Origin of the sequence: Pseudomonas abieticivorans (genome assembly GCF_023509015.1) — a bacterium.
In the GTDB taxonomy this organism is placed as follows: Bacteria; Pseudomonadota; Gammaproteobacteria; order Pseudomonadales; family Pseudomonadaceae; genus Aquipseudomonas; species Aquipseudomonas abieticivorans.
In genome coordinates this window covers 3,710,929-3,730,816 of sequence record NZ_CP094975.1, presented here as the reverse complement: position 1 = coordinate 3,730,816, position 19,888 = coordinate 3,710,929, and the positions used below count along the sequence as shown (strand labels likewise).

General features: G+C 56.6%; 21 protein-coding genes. 10 read left to right on the top strand and 11 right to left on the bottom strand.

All coding sequences use genetic code 11. The features are described from left to right. The first annotated feature begins 114 nt into the window (after positions 1 to 114). From L9B60_RS17120 to L9B60_RS17085, 8 genes are all read left to right on the top strand, one after another. Entirely contained in the window at positions 115 to 804 is a 690-nt protein-coding gene (locus L9B60_RS17120) for an RDD family protein (RefSeq protein ID WP_249671941.1), read from the top strand. Continuing rightward, positions 801 to 1,781, top strand: coding sequence for a stage II sporulation protein M (locus L9B60_RS17115; RefSeq protein ID WP_249671940.1), 981 nt, complete (start codon positions 801 to 803; stop codon positions 1,779 to 1,781). Before L9B60_RS17120 ends, L9B60_RS17115 begins: the two co-directional genes overlap by 4 nt. Beyond that, a complete protein-coding gene (locus tag L9B60_RS17110) occupies positions 1,768 to 3,285 on the top strand; it encodes a DUF4129 domain-containing protein (RefSeq protein ID WP_249671939.1) in 1,518 nt (505 codons plus the stop codon). Before L9B60_RS17115 ends, L9B60_RS17110 begins: the two co-directional genes overlap by 14 nt. Then, positions 3,282 to 4,442 carry a DUF4350 domain-containing protein gene (locus L9B60_RS17105; RefSeq protein WP_249671938.1) on the top strand — a complete coding sequence of 387 codons (1,161 nt, stop codon included), beginning with the start codon at positions 3,282 to 3,284 and terminating at the stop codon, positions 4,440 to 4,442. The genes L9B60_RS17110 and L9B60_RS17105 overlap by 4 nt, the downstream gene beginning before the upstream one ends. 142 nt (positions 4,443 to 4,584) lie before the next feature. Then, positions 4,585 to 5,730, top strand: a complete 1,146-nt coding sequence (locus L9B60_RS17100; protein ID WP_249671937.1) for a tyrosine-type recombinase/integrase — start codon at positions 4,585 to 4,587, stop codon at positions 5,728 to 5,730. Continuing rightward, positions 5,730 to 7,409: a hypothetical protein gene (locus L9B60_RS17095; RefSeq protein WP_249671936.1), complete on the top strand. Its 1,680-nt coding sequence runs from the start codon at positions 5,730 to 5,732 to the stop codon at positions 7,407 to 7,409. The genes L9B60_RS17100 and L9B60_RS17095 overlap by 1 nt, the downstream gene beginning before the upstream one ends. Then, positions 7,406 to 9,289, top strand: a complete 1,884-nt coding sequence (locus L9B60_RS17090) for a site-specific integrase (RefSeq protein ID WP_249671935.1) — start codon at positions 7,406 to 7,408, stop codon at positions 9,287 to 9,289. Before L9B60_RS17095 ends, L9B60_RS17090 begins: the two co-directional genes overlap by 4 nt. Continuing rightward, a complete protein-coding gene (locus L9B60_RS17085; protein ID WP_249671934.1) occupies positions 9,286 to 9,714 on the top strand; it encodes a TetR family transcriptional regulator in 429 nt (142 codons plus the stop codon). The genes L9B60_RS17090 and L9B60_RS17085 overlap by 4 nt, the downstream gene beginning before the upstream one ends. Positions 9,715 to 9,787: 73 nt before the next feature. Here L9B60_RS17085 and L9B60_RS17080 read toward each other — a convergent pair whose 3' ends face one another. The 3 genes from L9B60_RS17080 to L9B60_RS17070 form a co-directional block, all read right to left on the bottom strand. Then, positions 9,788 to 10,420, bottom strand: coding sequence for an HAD family hydrolase (locus L9B60_RS17080; protein WP_249671933.1), 633 nt, complete (start codon positions 10,418 to 10,420; stop codon positions 9,788 to 9,790). A gap of 390 nt (positions 10,421 to 10,810) precedes the next feature. Then, complete coding sequence (locus tag L9B60_RS17075) at positions 10,811 to 11,128, bottom strand: hypothetical protein (RefSeq protein ID WP_249671932.1); 318 nt, start codon at positions 11,126 to 11,128, stop codon at positions 10,811 to 10,813. Beyond that, entirely contained in the window at positions 11,118 to 11,846 is a 729-nt protein-coding gene (locus L9B60_RS17070; RefSeq protein WP_249671931.1) for a metallophosphoesterase, read from the bottom strand. Before L9B60_RS17070 ends, L9B60_RS17075 begins: the two co-directional genes overlap by 11 nt. Before the next feature lie 205 nt (positions 11,847 to 12,051). Here L9B60_RS17070 and L9B60_RS17065 point away from each other — a divergent pair, with 205 nt between their 5' ends. Then, positions 12,052 to 12,519 (top strand): helix-turn-helix domain-containing protein, encoded by a 468-nt coding sequence (locus L9B60_RS17065; RefSeq protein ID WP_249671930.1) that lies wholly within the window; start codon positions 12,052 to 12,054, stop codon positions 12,517 to 12,519. A 150-nt stretch (positions 12,520 to 12,669) separates the two neighbouring features. Here the strand turns inward: L9B60_RS17065 and L9B60_RS17060 are convergent, their stop codons facing one another. From L9B60_RS17060 to L9B60_RS30785, 5 genes are all read right to left on the bottom strand, one after another. Then, the gene (locus tag L9B60_RS17060) at positions 12,670 to 13,005 is read right to left on the bottom strand and encodes a hypothetical protein (protein WP_249671929.1); all 336 of its coding nucleotides are present in this window, start codon (positions 13,003 to 13,005) and stop codon (positions 12,670 to 12,672) included. 45 nt (positions 13,006 to 13,050) lie between these two features. Then, entirely contained in the window at positions 13,051 to 14,181 is a 1,131-nt protein-coding gene (gene qatC, locus L9B60_RS17055) for a Qat anti-phage system QueC-like protein QatC (protein WP_249671927.1), read from the bottom strand. 134 nt (positions 14,182 to 14,315) lie between these two features. Then, positions 14,316 to 15,173, bottom strand: coding sequence for a Qat anti-phage system associated protein QatB (gene qatB, locus L9B60_RS30545; protein ID WP_349631963.1), 858 nt, complete (start codon positions 15,171 to 15,173; stop codon positions 14,316 to 14,318). 25 nt (positions 15,174 to 15,198) lie between these two features. Continuing rightward, a complete protein-coding gene (locus L9B60_RS17045) occupies positions 15,199 to 17,070 on the bottom strand; it encodes a KAP family P-loop NTPase fold protein (RefSeq protein ID WP_249671926.1) in 1,872 nt (623 codons plus the stop codon). A gap of 166 nt (positions 17,071 to 17,236) precedes the next feature. After that, entirely contained in the window at positions 17,237 to 17,674 is a 438-nt protein-coding gene (locus L9B60_RS30785; protein WP_498371220.1) for a DUF8453 domain-containing protein, read from the bottom strand. Here L9B60_RS30785 and L9B60_RS17040 point away from each other — a divergent pair. Next, a complete protein-coding gene (locus L9B60_RS17040) occupies positions 17,619 to 17,873 on the top strand; it encodes a hypothetical protein (RefSeq protein ID WP_249671925.1) in 255 nt (84 codons plus the stop codon). The genes L9B60_RS30785 and L9B60_RS17040 overlap by 56 nt on opposite strands. Before the next feature lie 231 nt (positions 17,874 to 18,104). Here the strand turns inward: L9B60_RS17040 and L9B60_RS17035 are convergent, their stop codons facing one another. The 3 genes from L9B60_RS17035 to L9B60_RS17025 are packed head-to-tail and all read right to left on the bottom strand — an operon-like array spanning position 18,105 to position 19,883. After that, positions 18,105 to 18,659: an arsinothricin resistance N-acetyltransferase ArsN1 family B gene (locus L9B60_RS17035; protein ID WP_249671924.1), complete on the bottom strand. Its 555-nt coding sequence runs from the start codon at positions 18,657 to 18,659 to the stop codon at positions 18,105 to 18,107. 19 nt (positions 18,660 to 18,678) lie between these two features. Continuing rightward, positions 18,679 to 19,413 (bottom strand): arsenical resistance protein ArsH, encoded by a 735-nt coding sequence (gene arsH / locus L9B60_RS17030; protein WP_249671923.1) that lies wholly within the window; start codon positions 19,411 to 19,413, stop codon positions 18,679 to 18,681. Continuing rightward, a complete protein-coding gene (locus L9B60_RS17025) occupies positions 19,413 to 19,883 on the bottom strand; it encodes an arsenate reductase ArsC (RefSeq protein ID WP_145159347.1) in 471 nt (156 codons plus the stop codon). Before L9B60_RS17025 ends, arsH begins: the two co-directional genes overlap by 1 nt. Between the last annotated feature and the right edge of the window lie 5 nt (positions 19,884 to 19,888).

Below are 19,888 nucleotides of genomic sequence, written 5' to 3'. Positions count from 1 at the left end.
ACCAGCAAAGACTGTGTGCAGTCATTGCCAGGTTGCTTGAACCGCGCAGGGTGTCTAGCATCGGGGTCCGCTGATTCTCTCCATCATCTATAAGCTACGACAGGGAATGCACCATTGCCACCGCCCGTGGACACCCGCCATGCCATCGAAACCCCGGAAGGTATCGACCTGAGCCTGCGCCCGGCCGGCCTGGTGAGCCGCGTGCTGGCGTTCGCCATCGACCTGGGGGTGCGCGGGCTCATCCTGGGCATTCTGTTCATGGGGCTGGTTTACCTTGGCAAGCTGGGCCTGGGCCTGGGCGCGATCCTGTTGTTTCTGGTGAACTGGTGGTACATGGTGCTGTTCGAGGTGCTCAACCAAGGGCGCTCGCCGGGCAAGCAACTGATGGGCCTGGCCGTGGTACAGGATGACGGCACGCCCATCGGCTGGTCGGCCTCGCTGGTCCGCAACCTGCTGCGCTTCGTCGACATGCTGCCGTTGGGCTACTTCCTGGGCGCCATCAGTTGCCTGCAGCACCCGACGTTCAAACGCCTGGGCGACCTGGCCGCGGGTACGCTGGTGATTTACCTCGACCCGCCCCCCGTGCGCCCGCAATTGCCACAGGTCGAGCCGCTGGCCGCACCGGTGGCCCTGACCCTGACCGAACAGCGGGCATTGATGAGCTTTGCCGAGCGCCAGGGCGATCTGTCACCACAACGGGCGCGAGAGCTGGCGAGCATCGTCGCCCAGGCGCTGCAGGTGACGCCCGCCGAAGCGCCCGAACGAATCAACCGCATTGCCCGTGGCCTGTTGGGGCCTGCATGAAACAGAGCCAGTTCGAAAGCCGCTACCAGTTGCAATGGCTGCACTTTACCCAGCAGCTCGAACGGCTGGAGGGCAACCGCGCCGAGCGCGGTGCCTTGTCGACCTTTGCCGAGGATTACCGACGGCTTTGCCATCACTTGGCGCTGGCCCGCGAGCGCGGCTACAGCAGCCACCTGGTGGACAGCTTGCAGCATCTGGCCTTGCGCGGCCATCAGCAACTCTACCGCCGCCGCAGCCACCTGGGCGCCAGCGTGCTGCAGTTTGTATTGGCCGGGTTCCCCCGGTTGGTGCGCCGCGAATGGCGTTTCGTGTTGTGTGCGAGCCTGCTGTTTTTTGTCAGCCTGATCCTGACGGGGCTGTTGGTCTACCGCTTTCCCAACCTGATTTACAGCATCGTCGACCCGCAACAGGTGGCCGAGATGGAGTCGATGTACGACCCCGACCAGAGCCGCCTGGGCCCGGCGGCCGAGCGCCTGGCCGGGCAAGACTGGCTGATGTTCGGCTACTACATCATGAACAACATCGGCATTGCCTTCCAGACCTTCGCCAGCGGCCTGCTGTTCGGCCTGGGCAGCCTGTTTTTCCTACTGTTCAACGGCCTTATGATTGGCGCGGTGGCCGGCCACCTCAGCGAAATCGGCTATGGGCAAACGTTCTGGTCATTCGTGATCGGCCACGGGGCCTTTGAATTGACCGCCATTACCCTGTCGGGCAGCGCCGGCCTGCGCCTGGGCTGGGCGCTGGTGGCCCCGGGCCCGCTGCGGCGCGGCGAAGCACTGCGCCAGGCAGCACGGGCCAGCGTGCAACTGATCTACGGGGTGCTGCTGCTGTTGCTGATCGCGGCCTTCATTGAGGCGTACTGGTCGTCGAAAACCGCGTTCACGCCCCTCACCAAATACACCGTGGGTGGCGTGCTGTGGTTGCTGGTATTGGGTTACCTGGGCTTTGCCGGGAGGGCCCGCCATGCGCCTGACTGATACCACCCTGGCGATCCGCCCACGCTCACCGTGGGAAGCACTGGACCTGGGCGTGCTGCTGGCCCAACGGCACCGGCGCCTGTTGATGCTCAGCTGGGCCATCATCAGCCTGCCGGTTTTCGCGGCACTGAGCCTGGTGTTCTGGGATTCGCCGACGCTGGCCGTGGTGCTGTTCTGGTGGCTGAAGCCGTTGTTCGAGCGCCTGCCGTTGTACATCCTCTCCCAGGCCCTGTTCGAAGCGCCGCCGACCCTGGGCCAGGCGCTGCGCCAGTGGCCGCGCCTGCTCAAGGCGCAATGGTTGCCCAGCCTGCTGTGGCGACGTTTCAGCCTTAGCCGCAGTTTCAGCCTGCCAGTGCAACAGCTGGAGGGCTTGGCCGGCCCCGCACGGCAGCGGCGCCTGGCCATCCTGCGCCAGCGCAATGGCGGTGCCGCGCGTTGGCTGACCCTGGTCGGCTGCCACCTGGAGATGGCCTTGTGGGCCGGGCTGATGAGCCTGCTGTACCTACTGTTGCCGCAACAGATCGAAATCGACTGGAACTGGCACCAATTGATTGCCACCGCCGAAGACGACTGGTTGTGGCTTGGCCACCTGACCAACCTGTTCTATGCCTTGGTGTTAGTGCTGTGGGAACCGATCTACGTGGCGTGCGGCTTTACCCTGTACCTCAATCGCCGCACCCTGCTCGAAGCCTGGGACATTGAACTGGTGCTGCGCAGCCTGCGCGCCCGCCTGGGTGCCAGCGCCGTGTTGCTGCTGGCGCTGGGCCTGGGCTTGGGCGCCCTGCCCCCGCCCGTGCTGGCCGCAGACACCGCCCGCCTGGACAGTCCGCGCCTGCTCAACCAGGCCGTGACCAGCCAGGCCTCGCAACAGGATATCAAGGCGATCCTCGCCAAACCGCCATTCAGCAACCCACAAACCGTGACCCGCTGGCGCCTGGGCGACGAGACGGCGCCGGCCAAGCCCACGCCGGCCTCGGGTTTGCGCGACTGGTTCAACAGCACGCTCCTGAACCGCATCGCCCAAGCATTTGAGTTCCTGTTGTGGGGCGCCTTGATCGGATTAGTGGGGCTGGTGGCGTGGCACTATCGCCAATGGCTGCAGGCCTTCGTCGGCCGCCGCCCATCGCCTGCGAACAAACCAGGCGCCCCGCCCGAGCAACTGTTTGGCCTTGAAGTGCGCCCCGACAGCTTGCCGGCCGACATCGCCGCCAGCGCTGAACAGCTCTGGGCCAGCCAACCGCGCGAAGCCTTGGGCCTGCTGTACCGCGGCCTGCTCAGCCGGTTGTTGCGCGATTACCAGTTGCCGCTTAAAAGTGCCGACACCGAAGGCCAGATCCTGACCCACATCGACAGCCTTCGGCAGCCGCAGCTCAGCGCCTACAGCGCGCGCTTGACCCGCCACTGGCAAGACCTCGCCTATGGCCATCGCCTGCCCGCGCAGCGGCTGCGTGCCGAGCTGTGCCAGGGCTGGCGCGAGCTGTTCGACCCCAAGGCTCAACCATGACCCGGCGCGAACGCGGCCTGCTCGGCCTGTTGATCGCCCTGGCATTGGTGCTGCTGGGGTTGGCGCTTGCGCGCCACCTGCACCGCTACACCGAGACCATCGACCATGGCCAGGCCCCCGAAGCCCGCGCCAACCCCTACCTGGCCGCCCAGCAATACCTGCGCCAGCGCGGTCTTGTCGCAACGTTGGCGCCCAACTACGAAGCTCTGGCGCAATTGCCGTCGAACCACCGCAGCCTATTGCTGCTGGGCGATCGCAGCTACATGACACCCAACCAGGCGGGCCAGTTGCTCAGCTGGGTGCGGCGCGGCGGGCGGTTGCTGTTCGTCGCCGAGGCGCTCTGGGATGAGCACAAGGGCATGAGCGGCGACCTGCTGCTCGATCGCCTGCAATTGCACCAGTTGCTCAGCCGCGACCTGCCCCAGTTGCCCAAGGCTGCGGACGACGACTTCCCGCGCCTGACCAAGCTCTACCTGGAAAACGAGAAGGCCCCGGCCTACTTCGGCTTTGACCCGGCCTTCCACCTCGAAGACCCGACCAACAAGGCCCAGTCCTGGGCTAACAGCGCCAACGCCACGCACCTGATGCAACTGACCCTGGGCGACGGCCTGATCACCGTGGTCACCGACGCCGACCTGTGGACCAACGGCGCGATTGGCCGTTATGACAATGCCTGGTTGCTGTGGTACCTCAACCAGGGCACCGACGTGACCCTACTGTTCAATAGCGACCACGACAGCCTGTGGACCTTGTTGCAGCGCTATTACCCACAGGCCTTGCTGGCGCTGGCCCTGCTGGTAGCCATGGCGTTGTGGCGCCTGGGCCTGCGCGAAGGCCCGATACGCCAGCCTGAACCCTTGGCCCGTCGCCAGTTGCAGGAACACTTGCAGGCCAGCGCCAGCTTTCTGCTGCGCCATGCTGGCCAGGACGCCCTGTTGCGCAGCTTGCAGCAAGACGTGCTGCGCCGCGCGCGACGGCGCCATCCCGGTTTCGAAAAACTGCCGGTGGCCGAGCAGTGGCTGGTGCTGGCGCGCCTCACCCGCCAGCCCACCAGCGCCATTGGCCATGCCTTGCGCCCTCGCCCCCGACAACGCCTCAGTGCTGCCGATTTCAGCCGCCAGGTAGCCCACCTGCAAACCCTCAGGAATGCCCTATGATCCGGAGCGTTGCAGGTGTTAGATTGTTGTGTTAATTAAGTCATAGACCTATCTGAAGGGGGAGTGAAGGGCTGTATCAGCAGCCATCACCCAATCCTTGCAGACAGGAAAACAGCGTCTTTGGTCTATGACAGGGTGGTAAATGGAGCTTGTGTGGGGCACCAAGGAATTCGTGATTGCAGGACATCCTTACCAAGGGTTTCCGATTCTGTTGTGGGACTCGATGGAGAGCTGCACTCAAGCTAATCAGTTCTTTCGTCACTACCTCCTCCGTGGGGATATTGGCTCCAAAGAGTCTTGGCCGAGCACTGGACGAGCGCTGTACGATTTCTTCAGCTTCCTTCAGGCCCATGACCTTGATTGGCGGGACGTAGATCGCGGTGAGGCCAAAAGCCTTGTGGCTGCCTACCGAGACTACTGCCTCGTGACATGTGAGCTTGCAATCAACACCACCCGCCAGCGACTGACGTATATCTGCAAGTTCTACGAGTTCGCCTTGGAGAAAGGTTGGGTCAAACGCCTGCCGTTCAGTCACGAGGAGCGGACTGTCAAGCGCGAAACAAGCTTCCTTCAACATGTCGATGCTAGCGGTGGTAAAGCCCTGGTTAACGATGTGCTGCCTCGCAGGCACAAGTCGCTCCCTAAGTTTCTAAGCATGTCTCAGGCCAAGTCTCTTATGGCAGCAGCCGACAATCCGCATCATCGAATCATGATTCAGCTCGCCCTGCGCACAGGCCTGCGTCGTAACGAACTGGCTACGTTCCCAACGGCGTACGTTTTCGACCCGGATAAAGCCGGACGCACCGAGCGTAACCTGCGAATTCGTCTTGATCCTTTCGACGGCAGCGGGATGGAGACCAAGGGTAACAACGTCCGAAATATCCATATCAGCCGGAAATTCATGTCCGAACTCTACCGCTATGTGACCAAACTGCGCGGTGAGCGGGCGTCTCTGGGCAAAGGTCAAAAGGCTCTCCTCCTGAATCATCGTGGAAAGCCCTATGGAAGCAACGGCAAGAGTTTGAATCGAATCATCGTCGAGACGGGAGAGCGGGTTGGAATTGAAGTCCATGCGCACATGCTGCGTCACACATACGCTACCCACACCCTGGTAAGCCTTCAGCGCAACCCGCAGCAGGGAATTGATCCTTTGGTGTACCTACAACGCGCGCTTGGTCACAGTTCGATTCAAACCACGATGATCTATCTGCACCTAGTCAACGAAATGGCCGATGAGGCCGTGCTGGCATATGACGACGAGCTAAACGAAATGGCAGGAGAGGTCTGATGGGAAAGCGCAAGGTATTTTCCAAAACAGACCTAAGTGTCCCGCAGGTGGAGCACAGCATCGACAAGGTAGGGAATATCGTCATCCTCCCTGAGGCCATGCCACCAAAGAACACCGTGATCAAATTTGGGCGCAACTCTACGACCGCCAGGAATTTCGATTTCGCAAAATGGTACGGCTTGGGCATTGATGCCATCACCTACGTATGTCAGCGCCAGATCGAACGCTTTCTTGCAGGGCAAGATAATACCGTTTCAGCTACTACCGTAGCCTCCTACTGTACCTCTGGGCTGAAATTTTTCCTCGACTACTGCGTACTCCAGGCAATGGCTTATGAACGCGACCTAGCCCCGAACGATCTGAACCGAGATCTTATTGACGGCTTTTTAAGTCACCTCGCTCAAAGGGGTGTAGCGACTCTTACACAGAAAGGCTACTACTCACACACCAAGCCGGTGCTTCTCGCTCTCGGGCAGCGCGGCATCCTGCCGCTGGTTGCCTCTGGCGATGATGCCACCTTTCCACGCAACCCATTCCCGAACTTAGGCCGCAAGGCCAAGGGCGAGACACCTCTATCGAAGCGTGAACGGCAAGAATTTGCTACGGCATTACGGCAGGCAATCAAGCCAATTTGGGCCGATGATCCAGTCGTGACTGGAGAACTGCTGGTCTTCGCCTTTCTCATCATTGCTCTGCACACCGGGCGTAACACTACTCCTTTGCTAGAGATGGGCCGTGACTGCCTGCGACCGCATCCGAAGGACAACACCGTCTTCTTGGTGTTGTGGAAGCGACGTGGCTACAGATCCAGCAAGGTTGCTCTGCGAGCTGATGCGAAAGCAGAGCGGGTACTGGAATCCATGCCAAGCGTGAAATTCAACGTGGAGCGCCTCATTCGTAGAGTTATGGCTTTAACCGAGCCATTGGATTTTGAAGCGCCGGACGACCTAAAAGGTCGGGTGTGGTTGTACCGCAACAGCGCCACGCGCTCACTGGGCAGAGTTCTAGCGTTGCAGCAGAACGCCTTGGATCGAGGATCCAGACGTCTTGTAGCCTTATATGGGTTGAAGAACAGCGATGGAGAGCCTTTGCGGGTCAACATTTCTCGACTGCGCAAGACGTTTGCGAACCGCGTCTTCGAGTTAACAAACGGAGATCTTGCGACCACTGCCTCTGCGCTCGGTAACACGCCGCGAATAGCCGATCAAAACTATCTGGCGCCCGGTGAGGATGCCGCTCGAAACTGGCGATTCATGGGAGAGGTGCTGATTCAGGAATTGCTAACCGCAACCATCGGCGCCACCTATAAAGAAATTCCTCTTGGTCGCTGTGGCGACCCGCTGAATGGTCAGTACGCCCCAAAACGCGACGGCGCGACGTGCATGAATTTCATGAACTGTCTCCGCTGTAAGCACTACGCAGTGACTGCCGAGGATCTGTACAAGCTCTTCAGCTTCTACTTCCGCGTGCTAGCTGAACGCTCCCGCATGGATAAGCGTCGGTGGGCACGTGAATACGGCCACATTCCTCGGCTGATCGATCATTACATAGTCGCCGAAGGCCTACGGCGGAGCATATTCAAAGCGGCAGCAGTGGACGCCGCTCGTGAGCGTGCCCGCACCCAACCACACCCGTTCTGGTCAGTTGATCTAATCCACACCCTAGAGGTTTTCTCATGAGTGAAAACATCTCAGAAGCACTGCTATGGCCGACGATCACAGCTCAGCCTGGCGATGTGCGTGAGCTTTCTGACTCCGCGCGCGACAAGCTGATCGTCAGCGCAATCAAAGTCGATGGACACTGGGTCATTCGTAGTCGCTATGGGGACAGTATCTGGCAACTCGATGGTTTACCCAACAACGTTTCGCGCAGCAACCGAGAGATTGACTTCGACAGCTTGCCATTGACGTTTCGGCCCGTGATGAAGGCAATTCTTTACAGATATATCAGACGTGGTCGTCGTGAATCAGCCCTGCCCAAGGGCGCAATGATTCGCGGGCTAGTAGTCAACGCACGGCCATTCTTACGCCATTTAGAAACGCTGAAGATCGATCACCTTGGTGCAGTAACCCCTATGATCGCTGCGACCTATGTGAGTGCCTGCAGAAATCAAAAGCAGTCTCAGAAATCAGGCAAACCACTTTCTCAATCAACCCTACAGCGCCGCTACTCCACAGTTGAAGCGCTCTATGAACTCAGCCAATACACAGGCGACCGAATAGCACAGCACCCATGGCCTGAAACCTCCGCAAGAGCCATGGCTGGAAGGCTCGGAGACGTAGACGGAGGAAAAACGCCACTCATTCCTGACGCAGCGTTCTGCACTCTGTTCGAAAAGGCCTATCGAGAGCTAGAAGGCGGCAAGCGCTTGCTTGACCTGCGTGATGACCTAGAAGCTATTGCTGCACAGAGCAAAGTCCAAAAAACCTTCGATACGATAAGAAGCAAAAATCAGCACCTAAATCGCATGGGTTGGGAGGGAGGCCTGGGGACATTAAAAAAATCCCTGACAACCCTGCGAACGGCGTGCTACGTCATCCTGGCAAGCACTTCAGGCTGCCGTAATCACGAGCTGGCAAACTTGCAATCGGGAGCGCACCACCGCACCGAAGATGATGAGGGCACAATTTACCACTGGATGCGTTCTACATCCGAAAAGACCGATGAAGGACTTCACGACTGGATGATTCCAGAAGCTGCAGTGCGCGCCCTTCGGATCATGGAGCGCTGGTCTCTACCCTACCAGGCGATGATAACCAAAGAGATTGCCCTGCGACGTCGTCTCAACTCGCAGGATCCCCAAATCGCAGAGGCTTACAAACACCGCCATTCCCTTTTCTTGGGGGCTGAGTCTAAAAAAAACGGAACAGTCCGTACACTTTCCAATACCAGCTGGGGCGGGATCCTCAAAGCTTTCGCCAAAGACTGCGGGTTGGATTGGAAACTCGCCAGCCACCAATTTCGACGCAAATTCGCCAACTATGCCGCGCGTAGCCGCTTTGGCGACCTCCGTTACCTAAAGGAGCATTACGCTCACTGGTCGCTGGACATGACACTTGGTTACGCTATGGACGACAGCTGGGGACAGCATCTCGATCTTGATCTGTATGCGGAGATTCAAGATGAGCTTGAAGATATCAAGCTCGGAGTCGTGGACAACTGGATGGGTAATGAGCCCTTGGCTGGAGGATACGGACGCGCCATTAAGGGGTGGCAACGGGAGCCTGAAAATCTGCTGATTTTCAAAGATCGTGCCTCTATGCTGAAGTCCATCTCTGAGAGCACAGCTATCCGCAGCAATGGCCACGCTTGGTGTACGGCGGACAACGACGGATGCGTTGGTAATACCCTTGAACGAAGCCGCTGCGGTGGCTGTGATCATTCGGTGATCGCACACTCCCACGCTCCTATCTACCAACGACTTTACGATGATCTGAAAGGGTTGCTGTACTGCAAAGACATCGGTGAAGGAGGTCGCCAACGCGTTGAGCGCGACCTAAACCGCTGCCGAGACGTATTGGTACAGCTGGGCATGCCTCCGGAGGCACTGACGGCATGAAGAGCAAAGACAAAACAGCCAACTATAAGCCTGCGGTAGATCGAGAAAAGGATCTCAAACTGGCCATCTACCGTATCGAGAACGGACGCGCTCATAACAAGGAAACCAAAGTAACCATTGCTGCCGTTGCCCGCGAGGCCGGCGTGTCGACGGCGCTGATTCACAACCACTACCCGGCAGTTGCAGAGGCCATCCGGGAGAAGCAGGGTCGATCAAGCCGCGCCATGCGGGATGTCAAACATCAAGATCTGATTGCTGAGCGCCAAAAGTCCACAGGATATCGTCAGGAAATTGAGGAGCTCAAAGCCAAGCTCGCCAGCATTGCATCCATTAATGAGGTGCTGCTGGAGGAGAACAGTGTGCTTAAAGCCAAGCTCAAAGACCGGAGTGTAGTTGAGCTAGTTTCAGCCCAGCCGCGCAGGTAGCTCTCTGGCGCATGGGAGTCCTTCGACCTATGATCAAGGACAGATATGCTCCGGATCTTCGCCGCCTGCTCGACTAGTCGCATCCAACGATAGTGTGGGCGAAGCCAACCAGGCTCGAAAAATCATCTGGCTGTCCCCTGCGTAAGAGGAAGCCGCTGATCCCGACCTGGCGTGGCCCATCTCGATCACACCTCGGCGAGTCACCAATCATCACGACGCGCCCTTGACCACTAAACTCATTGCCAGGCTGCACGCCTAGCAGCCTACAGGTCTCCCGATAAATGATCGGATCGGGCTTCGTAACGCCGGCCTGATAGCTGAAAACGTATGCATCGAGGTCAGGGAGGATCTGTTTTATTGCCATACCGTACGGCATGGCCAAATTGGAACAGATAGCCACACTCAACCCAGCAGCCTGCAATATCGCGATCGCCTCTCGGGCATCTGGATAGGGTCGCATGCTCGCTATTTCTTCCTCCAGCGCTTGCTCAAGGAGATGTAGTTTGGCGGGCGTGAGATTGATACCAAAAACACACGCGGCCTCACCGAGTGAGAGCCCGTTGGTCATGAGCGTTCGAAGATCATCCACTTTAGGCACACGTCCCTGAGACCTACCTTCGCGGAGCAACTGACGATAAGGATGTGTTGGCCGAGTGATGTGAACGGTAGTTCCGAAGGCATCGAATATGGCAGCGGTGATCTTCATCGAATCTCCGTAACAGCAAATACCCACGCGATGGATAGTAAGCAGAGAAACACTATCGCTTAGGTTACGACAAGGCTCAGTGGGCAGTCGGATCGATTGATTCTTTCCACAGGAGAGAGTCTGGCTGAAGGTCGGGATCAACGAGCACATATCGGCTTCCACTTTCGGTGATCGCGATCAAATAACCATGCTCATGTTCAACCTCGCGAACACTGGACGTCCTGATATGTCGACCGCTTCGGAATCTGTCCTTCCAGTCGCGATACACGATACCTACCAAACAAAAACCCCACACCTCTGGCTGGTACAAAAAAGCGGTGACGCCACCAGTGAAGGTAAGCTGCGTCGCGTGCAGAACGAGGCTTGGCATCTCAAGCTCCGGAACGTCCATCACGTATCCCCCACAAACTGGCTTACAACCACATAGTGGTCGAAACCGTTGAAGCTTCTTAGCAGGGTGAACCCTTGCTGCTGATAGACATCCGTGACAGGGGGCGTCACGACCGTTTCGCCGTCCGCAATTTTCTGGGAATGGTCGGAATACAACGAGGCCGCGTACACCCGCCCGACAGCCGCAGCATTGACGAGGTAGCCATCTACTACGACCCCCCAATCGATTGCCTGAGCAGTTTTAAGCCGTGCTGAAATATCACGGGAAGTCTCCAAGACGTCCACCTTCTCATCTCCGTCCACCAGGTTATATTTCAATAATTTTCATCGGGTCAAATCCCGTCGATTCGCCGGGATATCCCTTGGGGTTCGATACAAGCCGACAACCGCCCAACGTCTGGTCAATCGCGTGATGGGTATGCCCAAAAATCCATACATCACTCCTGCTGACCAGTGAATGCCAGCTATTGGTGTAACTCGCGCTCAAATGCCCTTCCTCATTGTCTCCAGCCACCTCAGGAACTGGGCAATGGTGGCTGATGACGACCGTGCTCCCTTCGAAGGGAGCATCTAGCTGGGAGGACAGCCAATCACGAGCCAAATGATTGCGTGTAACCAGGTCATCTGGGCGCGATCTTCGGTAACCCGTGTCAGCCCTGATAGTCTTGAAATCGTTCATGGAGCTACGAGCAATCGCCATAGCCGTGCTCATGTCCCCGCTCGATGTATAGTCAGTCCAACAGGTCGCCCCCAGAAATCGGCACCCCTCGAACACAAAAATTTCTCGTTCAAGTACGTGTACATGGTTGTCTGACGCCGCCCGCATTTTTTCCAACGTGTAATCAAGATGGCCTGAATAGAACTCATGGTTGCCGACCACGTAGACGACGGGCACTGAGAACATCTCATTCGCCCATCGAACACCTCTTACCCCTTTATGAATGTCACCCGCGAGAATAACCAAGTCGACGTCTACAGGCGGAACATGGTAGGGCTCAAATTCGATATGCAGGTCAGACAGAATGAGTGCTTTCATCTTTTTTCGAAGTCGATTTAGCCTTTAATTGAATTTGCGCACTCCGCACACAGCGGAGAACGCCACGCCGTCCGCAAACCAGATTTGAAGCCGATTCGGGCGCTTTGATCATTCGTCATCATACGGCGGAGTGGCCGATAATTACAATATACGGCGTTTATTTGCCATGCATACCTATGGCTCTATCCTCACCTTTTAGGCATCTATGTCGCTAAAATTTGAGGTCGCTGCAGTCCTTAGAGCCCTCCGCCAGCTGCAGGGCGGTGGTTATGCGCGTCTTTCCGATACAACGGCACGTCGCACGATTGGCGAGCTGGAGCGCGGCCAGACCGGTGTGACCCTGGACAAGCTTGCAGAGCTTGCCCAGGCATTGGAGTTCGAACTGCCTGCGTTCGTGATCCTGTGTGTCAGCTTGCAGGAAAATGCTTCGATCAAATCAGTCATTGAATCGACGACAGCGTGCCTGGAAAAGTTTGGATCTTCAGGTGGGCTCGATCTGATGAGCAGTGAGATGGCAGAAGGTGTCTTACTGAAGCGATCGCGGGGCAAGCCCCGCAATGAAAAAGTGATATCGGAGATTCACCGGCTTCGAGCCGAAGGCAAAAACCCGTCCGAAGCAGCGAGGGAGCTAGGGATCCCCCGTACAACTGTCCGCCGCCATTGGAGTCCTTAGAGTGGGCTTGGCCCACTAATAGTGAAATGTCTGAGCATGCTGAAGCGCTTGCCCAGCGGGTAGTTGAATCGATGCGCTGTAGTCCAAACACCCTGCACCTGAGGATTTTGGGCGCTAGATATGGACGTGGCCCTAGGCACGCAGAACCCTTCAGTGACAGCGATCTAAGCTATCTAGGGCACCGTTCTGATATTGATGATGCGCAACGACGTAAACATCACCCAACGTTGTGACGACTAGCTCGTATCCCTCAACCCACGCGCGCTCAGCAATGCGGTCAGTTTGTACTAGAAGCCCATCTGGTTGCCCGACCTGACGGTCGCAGAACAGCAAGCCCGTCATGGTATTTGAGTGCTCCAGCGCGCAGGCTATATAGCCTGTAATACCTTCATCAGATACGGCGGCGCGAGCTACTTCGATGACCCTCGGCAGCTTATGAATAAGCAAGGTGCTAGGACTAGCCTCGATAGCTTTGGTGAAATGCATGCCATGCATCCTTCAGGAGCCAGGTTGAAACAATGTTGATTACGATCAGCTCAACCGGTAGGTCGCATGCAAGGCGCCTAACTCATTGAGCCCTCTCTGAAGCATCTGACTATAGCCAGCACGATCCTTGATGAATGGGGAAAAAAGGCTGTGACCCAACCACTCATCGAACCCGACTTGTGCGACGTTAGCTAATGCCATCCCGACCGACCTCACGTCTTCAAACTGGCCATGCTGTGGATCCTGAATGCCGAGGTCGTCATAAACATAATCTGTGGTGTCGACCAACTCCCCCCACCGCTGGAATGAACTGCGCCTGACCTGACAAGGAACGCAACGGCCACAGTGTCTGTAACCAAAACGCTGAAATCTTCCGCAGCTCGTAGATGCAACCGCATATTGGGTGAGAAGGCCCTGATTGGTGCACTCAGCGAGCATTTCTCCCTTGGTCTTAAGCGAATATGGATTCTGGATCTGGACGTTGATCTGCGCGGAATCGAAGATTTTCTGTAAGCGTCCTAGATATTCAGGGTGCGCCGTGCGCGTACTCAAGCTTCCAAACCGGGTGACTGTGAGCGGAGGATTGATCGCGATGAAACCGTTCTCACAAATATAAAGCGGGACATTATTGCCACGCTGGTACCGGTCAAGGGATGTTGCCACGGCCATCCCGAAGGCTAGGAAGATGATTGAGCGAGCGCGTTGTGAGGGTTCTTGGCTACCTGGAGATTTTGCAACATGATTAAGCCCGATTCTGGTAAGACCAAGGCCATCTGCAAACTGAGCTTGCTTTGCACCATCTCCGCGCACTATCTGGCTGACTGCATAGGGCCTTAACCCTTCGTTAACCAGATCGATCGCGCCGATCAAGCTGTCTAGGCCACCAGAAAGCAAAACAACAGAGTCTTCCTTTGGGTGCAGGGCTTGCATTTGGGCTGGAGGAGCAAAGCCACCAGGATAAAATGACAGTGTCCACCGATCAGTAGTGAGGAAGGCCAATGCAGATGCTAATGCTACGCTTTGTGTGTTCCAGAAGTCGGGATCCTGCACCGCAATCTCAAGGTCAATGACTCGCGTCCAACCATCAGCGCTGGTGGCGCGTATAGCTGTGAAGTCTGCCGCCACAACGGAAAGAGCGATGCTCAGAAAATCCCACGCCCGAGGCGAAATCTCCAAATGCCTCTTCTCAAGCAGGTACCGCGCGTAGCCACCTACACTGACCTCGCCTTTCTCAGCCTTACCGTAAATTACAACCTGCGTTGCCCGCTCACTAACTGGTACCCGAAAGCCAGCTGGGCCACATACAAATCTCATTCTACGTACCCCTCAAACACCTCAAAGGTATCCTGCAAAGCGCGGGTGACAACTTGTGAAATCCGCCCTGTCGTCAAGCGAGAGCCGGACGCCGCAATCTTGCGAAACGATGCGGACACACACTCCTTGATGTAGTCCTTGATTTCTCTCAGACGCCTCACAGCGACGGTCGCTGATGAAGCTTTTTCCTGAACGGCCTTCCCAAGGTCGAGCTCGTATCTGTGAAATACATCCATCGCAGTGAAGCGTTCGATTGCAAAAGCGCGCTGGTCTGCCGATAGGTTGAGCAAATCAGCATCCGGGTAGCGCACTAATACATCAGACAGAGATCCCCGGATGGACGCACGCTCCGCCTCCGCGTCTTGGGTGCCGTCGACCGGGCGCACTGCCTCCACCAGAGCGTCCATGACCTCTGAAGCTGAGCGACCACTCCACAGCACTGGATCAAGCGCGGTTGAACTCGCTTGAGCGGATGGATCAGCTAGGGATTCCAGAGTACTACTGAAAACCCCGGCGATAGCTGCTGTACCACCGAACCGGGCAGTAGTCGTTTTCGCCCCACCATATCCATTGCGGACGTATTCACGAAGGCTTCTGCGTAAGCTCCCGCGATCGCCGTTTCTCGCATAGTCTCCAAGCCCTCGACGCGCACCAATGAATCGAGCCGGAGGAGCAAGGGGGACGGGTGCGGCAGGAACTACTTCAGGAATGGGAGTATCGGCATCAATATCTCCATGCGGATCGTCCTCCTGGCCCGGAGAATCTTCATCCCCTGGCTCATCCAGTGGTGGCGAAGGAGGCCGTGGAGGCTCGGGCGGCAGTGGCGGCAGTGGCGGAGTCCAGGAAGGTACCATAGGCACCCCTTTACCTGGCCCATCGCTATTTTGTGACGTTCCCATCCAATTTCCTTATTGCCGCCTTCACAGGAGAGCTGACTTCGGCGCTCAGCCAATATTGATAAACAGATTTCGCCCATGGCTCGTCAGTCAGCTTTGGGACGATGCCAGCTTGAATCTGCGCCGGCGGACGCTCTTTCAGAAACGCAGCAAGGCGAAGTCCTTGTTGTCCATCTAGCTTCGCGACAACAAGGAGAGCCTCAAGAATGGCTGGCACCCCCCACTCCTGTTCAGTGCTAGCCCTGTCCAAGAGACGATCCATCAAAACTGTGATTTCGAGCGGCGCGATGGTCGCAAGTCTCTCTCTGAGCTGGTAGGCCATATCGGGCATTTCAAGTAATGCCGCCAGTAACTCGGCAGCCTCTGAGGAGAGGCGATCCTCATCAGTGATAATCGGCGCGTGCTCGCGACTTACGTAAATGGCGCCTCGCAGATCCTTATCGGCTAACGCCGGAGGTAACGCCAACCAATCCTTAACGAAAGGGTGCTCCCACGGTTGGGGAAGCGTAAGCGCTTTGCCCTGCTTCAAGCTCTCCTCCCATTCCTGAAGCATTGCTGGCTTGCCCTGCTTGTGAGAGGCGACCGCTTTCATCAACTCCTCATAGGCTTTGGGATTACCACTACGTTCAAAGAGCATCAACTTGACGAGCACAGCCTCATCGACTCCAACACCTTGAGCACGCGAGATGGTCATGCGGATGGCGAGAGCGTTCAGGAAGCGCTTGATCAACCGTGGGTTACCTTGGATTCCGGAGGCCGAGGTCATCACAGCCGCCAAACGTTCGGCGGTATCGAACTTGCCGATCAACTCAGTTGGGTAAGAATCGTAAAGCCCCTGCATGAAGGCTCTGTCGACACGGTTACCTTGCCATGTCGTCCTGAGCTGATCTCGAACCCGGATGCGTATCTGCTCAACAGTTGGCTTATCCAAAGTACTGTTCTCCAAAAACAGCATCATCATGTAAGCCCTTACTTCCTGCGTACCGAGAGGAGGAACACGGATGGGAACTTGGATCAGTTTGTCAAAATAGCTGGTGACCAAGACGTCGTCAGGGACACCACTGAAATGCCGGCGAACTGCGTGCTTGATCATCTCGTTATCAGCGGCGATGACGAATGCGGTATTACGCAGGAAAAGGAACAGTCGGATGGCCTCAAGCGTCGAAATCGTCGTTTCTGGGAGACAGCGATCCAGATCGTCGATCAGCACGACCAGCGTCACACCTAGCTCGTCGAGAATGGATTCGAAATTGTCTCTTAGAGCTTGAATTTCCCGTGGCGGCGATGATCGCGGTGGCTTTTCCCGGACAAGATCCTTGGCGAGCTTTGCAGCATCTTCGGCCTTATCGTGAATGTCGGAAACTACTGCTTGATCGACCCCACCTGACCAGACTCGGCCTGCCAAACTGAAAACTTCACCCATAAATCCAGGAGGAGGTACGCCGCTGGCCAACGCGAATGCTGCTCCACCAACCATTTTGGCCGCACGAAGCCAATTGACTCGTGCGATCAGCTCGCCGGCTTTCTCCAAACCTGTTTGACGCTTTAGCGCTTCCTCCTCAAGGCGGGTCGCAATAACGTCCATGAGCGCAGCCCTGGCGTCATCGTAGCCTTGGTAGAGCCATGCATTGAACTCAACGAATACGAAATCTTTTGATGGTTTCTCTTTCGGCTCAGGCGGGGTTCGAAGCGACGATTGGATCAGTTTGATCATCGAGGACTTACCGGCGCCCCAAGCCCCTGAGACACCGATTGAGATTGGCCGACCATCCGCCTGATAGATGATTTCGGCGACGGTGTCGGCCACTCCGGAGAAGTTTAGAAAATCCGTTTCTGTTTCATTATCAACCCACATATTTCCCTCCTTGGAATCTCACAGTGCCAAAATGACCTCCATGCTGCCTCAGAAAGCACAGCAGGACTGATCAAAGTTGACGGTGTCAAATCGACAGTATCTCAGAATGGGGAGAGACGCTATACAACGTCGGTCAGGGAACCTTCCTGGTCAGCACCCAACAGCACTACTCAGCATCCCAGAAGCTCTGGGCAAATCCTGCGTCATCGGACAAGACCAAGATCATTTTGCTTCGGTACGTCCCTCCATCTAAGCCCCGATACCGTATTTGAACAGAAAATTTGGCACCGCTCCTCCACGTAGCCTTTTCCCCGCCGAGCACGCCAAATGCATTGGATGCAGTCTTTCCGTTAGCTAGCACAGGAATGATTATGTTCGAAAAAAAACACCTCCTGGCATCGCTGGGCAATTGCGTGGATGTCGGATCGACTAATGCAGCCAGGACGTCCCGCTCCCTGGCTCTGAGCCTCACTTCGCAGGCCGGGCGATTTCCAGTGTTCTCAATCAATAGGTTCAGCGCAATCCCTTCAGAGCCTCCGGAGTGGGTAGTGACTCTGGCCGTCAAGATGGGACGGTTCGCTCGCTTCCACAAATTGACCGTCATGAATAGGGACGCAAGAGAAATGATGAGCGCACTGACGCCCACAGGGTTGGACAGCATCTCGTTGGAGATAGCCAAAGAATCCGACATTCAAGAATCCATCCATTCATACATCGGCTTGTCACAAAGCCATTTTGTGGGCGCTTTTTTTGAGTGGATCGCCCACTCTGCCAAGGCCTGCATGTTTAATTACACTCACTAGACCTGCCTGATTCTATTCGACTTGACCACCCAATTTCATTCGACCTGACCACTTTCCCATACTCAAATCCTCAGTACCCAAGTCAAGCCCGTGCTCATAGCAAGCTGAGCATCTCGGAAAAATGAAATCTAATAGCAACCTCAGGCAAGGTCTTGATAAGAATACGGGGTCAAATTGGATTCTGTTCAACTCATTACGACCAAGTCAGTTGCCGACCTGGAGTGCGACCATCTAAAGTTTCGGGCTGCTCTCACTGAAAGGCACGGGCGGTTTTGGCGGATTCGTGACATTCAGCGCAATTCGCCAATACCCGACGTCATGCCAGACGCCGTGCTTGAATCCAACTTCTGGATACGTACCGATGTGAGCGAAGCCAAGTGCTTCGTGTAGCCCCACGCTGCCATCGTTGGGTAGCGCGATCCCGGCATAGGCTGCGTGAAAGCCTTGCCTCTCCAGTGTCGGCAGCAATACGTCATAGAGAGCCCGGCCAACGCCGCTACGGTGTGCGTTTGGCGCTATATAGACCGTGACGTCGACCGACCAGCGATAGGCCTCACGAGCACGATGCTGACTGGCGTATGCATAGCCGATAACCTGGCCGTCTCGCTCCGCTACGAGGTAGGGGTAAGTCGGCAAAGTCGATTCAATCCGCTTGGCCATCTCTTCGACTGGAGGGGGCTCTAGCTCGAACGAAATCGCGGTACGCTCGACCATCGGTGCGTAGATTGCCTGGATGGCTTGCGCGTCCGAAAGCTGCGCAATCCTGACTGTGGTGATGTTGCTCATCCTTTATCCCCTTGGTGGCTCAAATCGATCTTTGGTTGACCCGTTTCGAGAGTGCCTCAGCGCTTTCCTTACGCTCGGAGTAGCGGTCTACCAGATACGTTTCCCGGCCCCGAACCATCAGCGTGAACTTCATCAGTTCCTCCATCACATCCACCACACGGTCGTAGTAGGCAGATGGCTTCATACGCCCTACGTCGTCGAACTCCAGGAAGGCCTTGGGTACTGACGACTGGTTTGGGATGGTGATCATCCGCATCCAGCGCCCGAGGATCCGCAGCTGGTTTACCGTGTTAAAGGACTGTGATCCACCGCAGACCTGCATTACGGCAAGGGTTTTACCCTGACTAGGTCGCACAGCCCCCATCGTGAGAGGAATCCAGTCGATTTGGGCTTTGAACACAGCAGACATTGCACCGTGACGCTCTGGCGAACACCAAACCTGTCCCTCCGACCATAGAACCAGATCCCGCAGCTCTTTTACCTTTGGATGGTCTTCCGGAGCGTCATCAGGGAGAGGCAGACCTGATGGGTCGAAGATCACGGCCTCGGCTCCTATTAGAGTCAGGATGCGTGCGGCCTCCTGAGTCAACAGCCTGCTGAAAGAGCGCTCACGGGTTGAACCATACAACAACAAAATACGCGGCTTGTGGGCCGGTTGATCGTGGCCCTGCAGCAGATCCAGTGTGGGGATATCAACCAGTGAAAGATCCAGATTTGGAAGATCCGGACTGCTCTCCGAGGAAAATTCGTCCATCACAGCTCACCTATACGATCTAGCTCGCGCTTCAGTTCCTGCGGCGTAAGCGTCGAATGATTCAGACTGAAGAACGCTTCGAAACGCTTTCTGATCTGGACGACGGTCGAGTCAAATGCGGCCTGTATGTCGCTGTCCGTTCCTTCAACATCGGAAGGGTCGGCAAGGCCCCAGTGGCTTTTGACAGCAGGCCCAAAATAGACCGGGCATGGCTCGCCCCCGGCCTTGTCACAGACGGTGATAACCACATCCGGTGGTGACTCCGAAAAGACCTCTGAGCCTTTGCTGTAGAGATCTGTGGTGTCGATGGCCAGCGCTTGTAGCGTGCTCACAGCGCGGGGATTCAGTTGTCCACTAGGGAAGCTACCTGAACTAACGGCAGTAAAACCATTCGGGGCCGAGTGGTTGAACAGCCCCTCCGAGAGAACGCTCCGACAGCTGTTGGCCGTGCACATAAACAGTACTTTCATGGGTA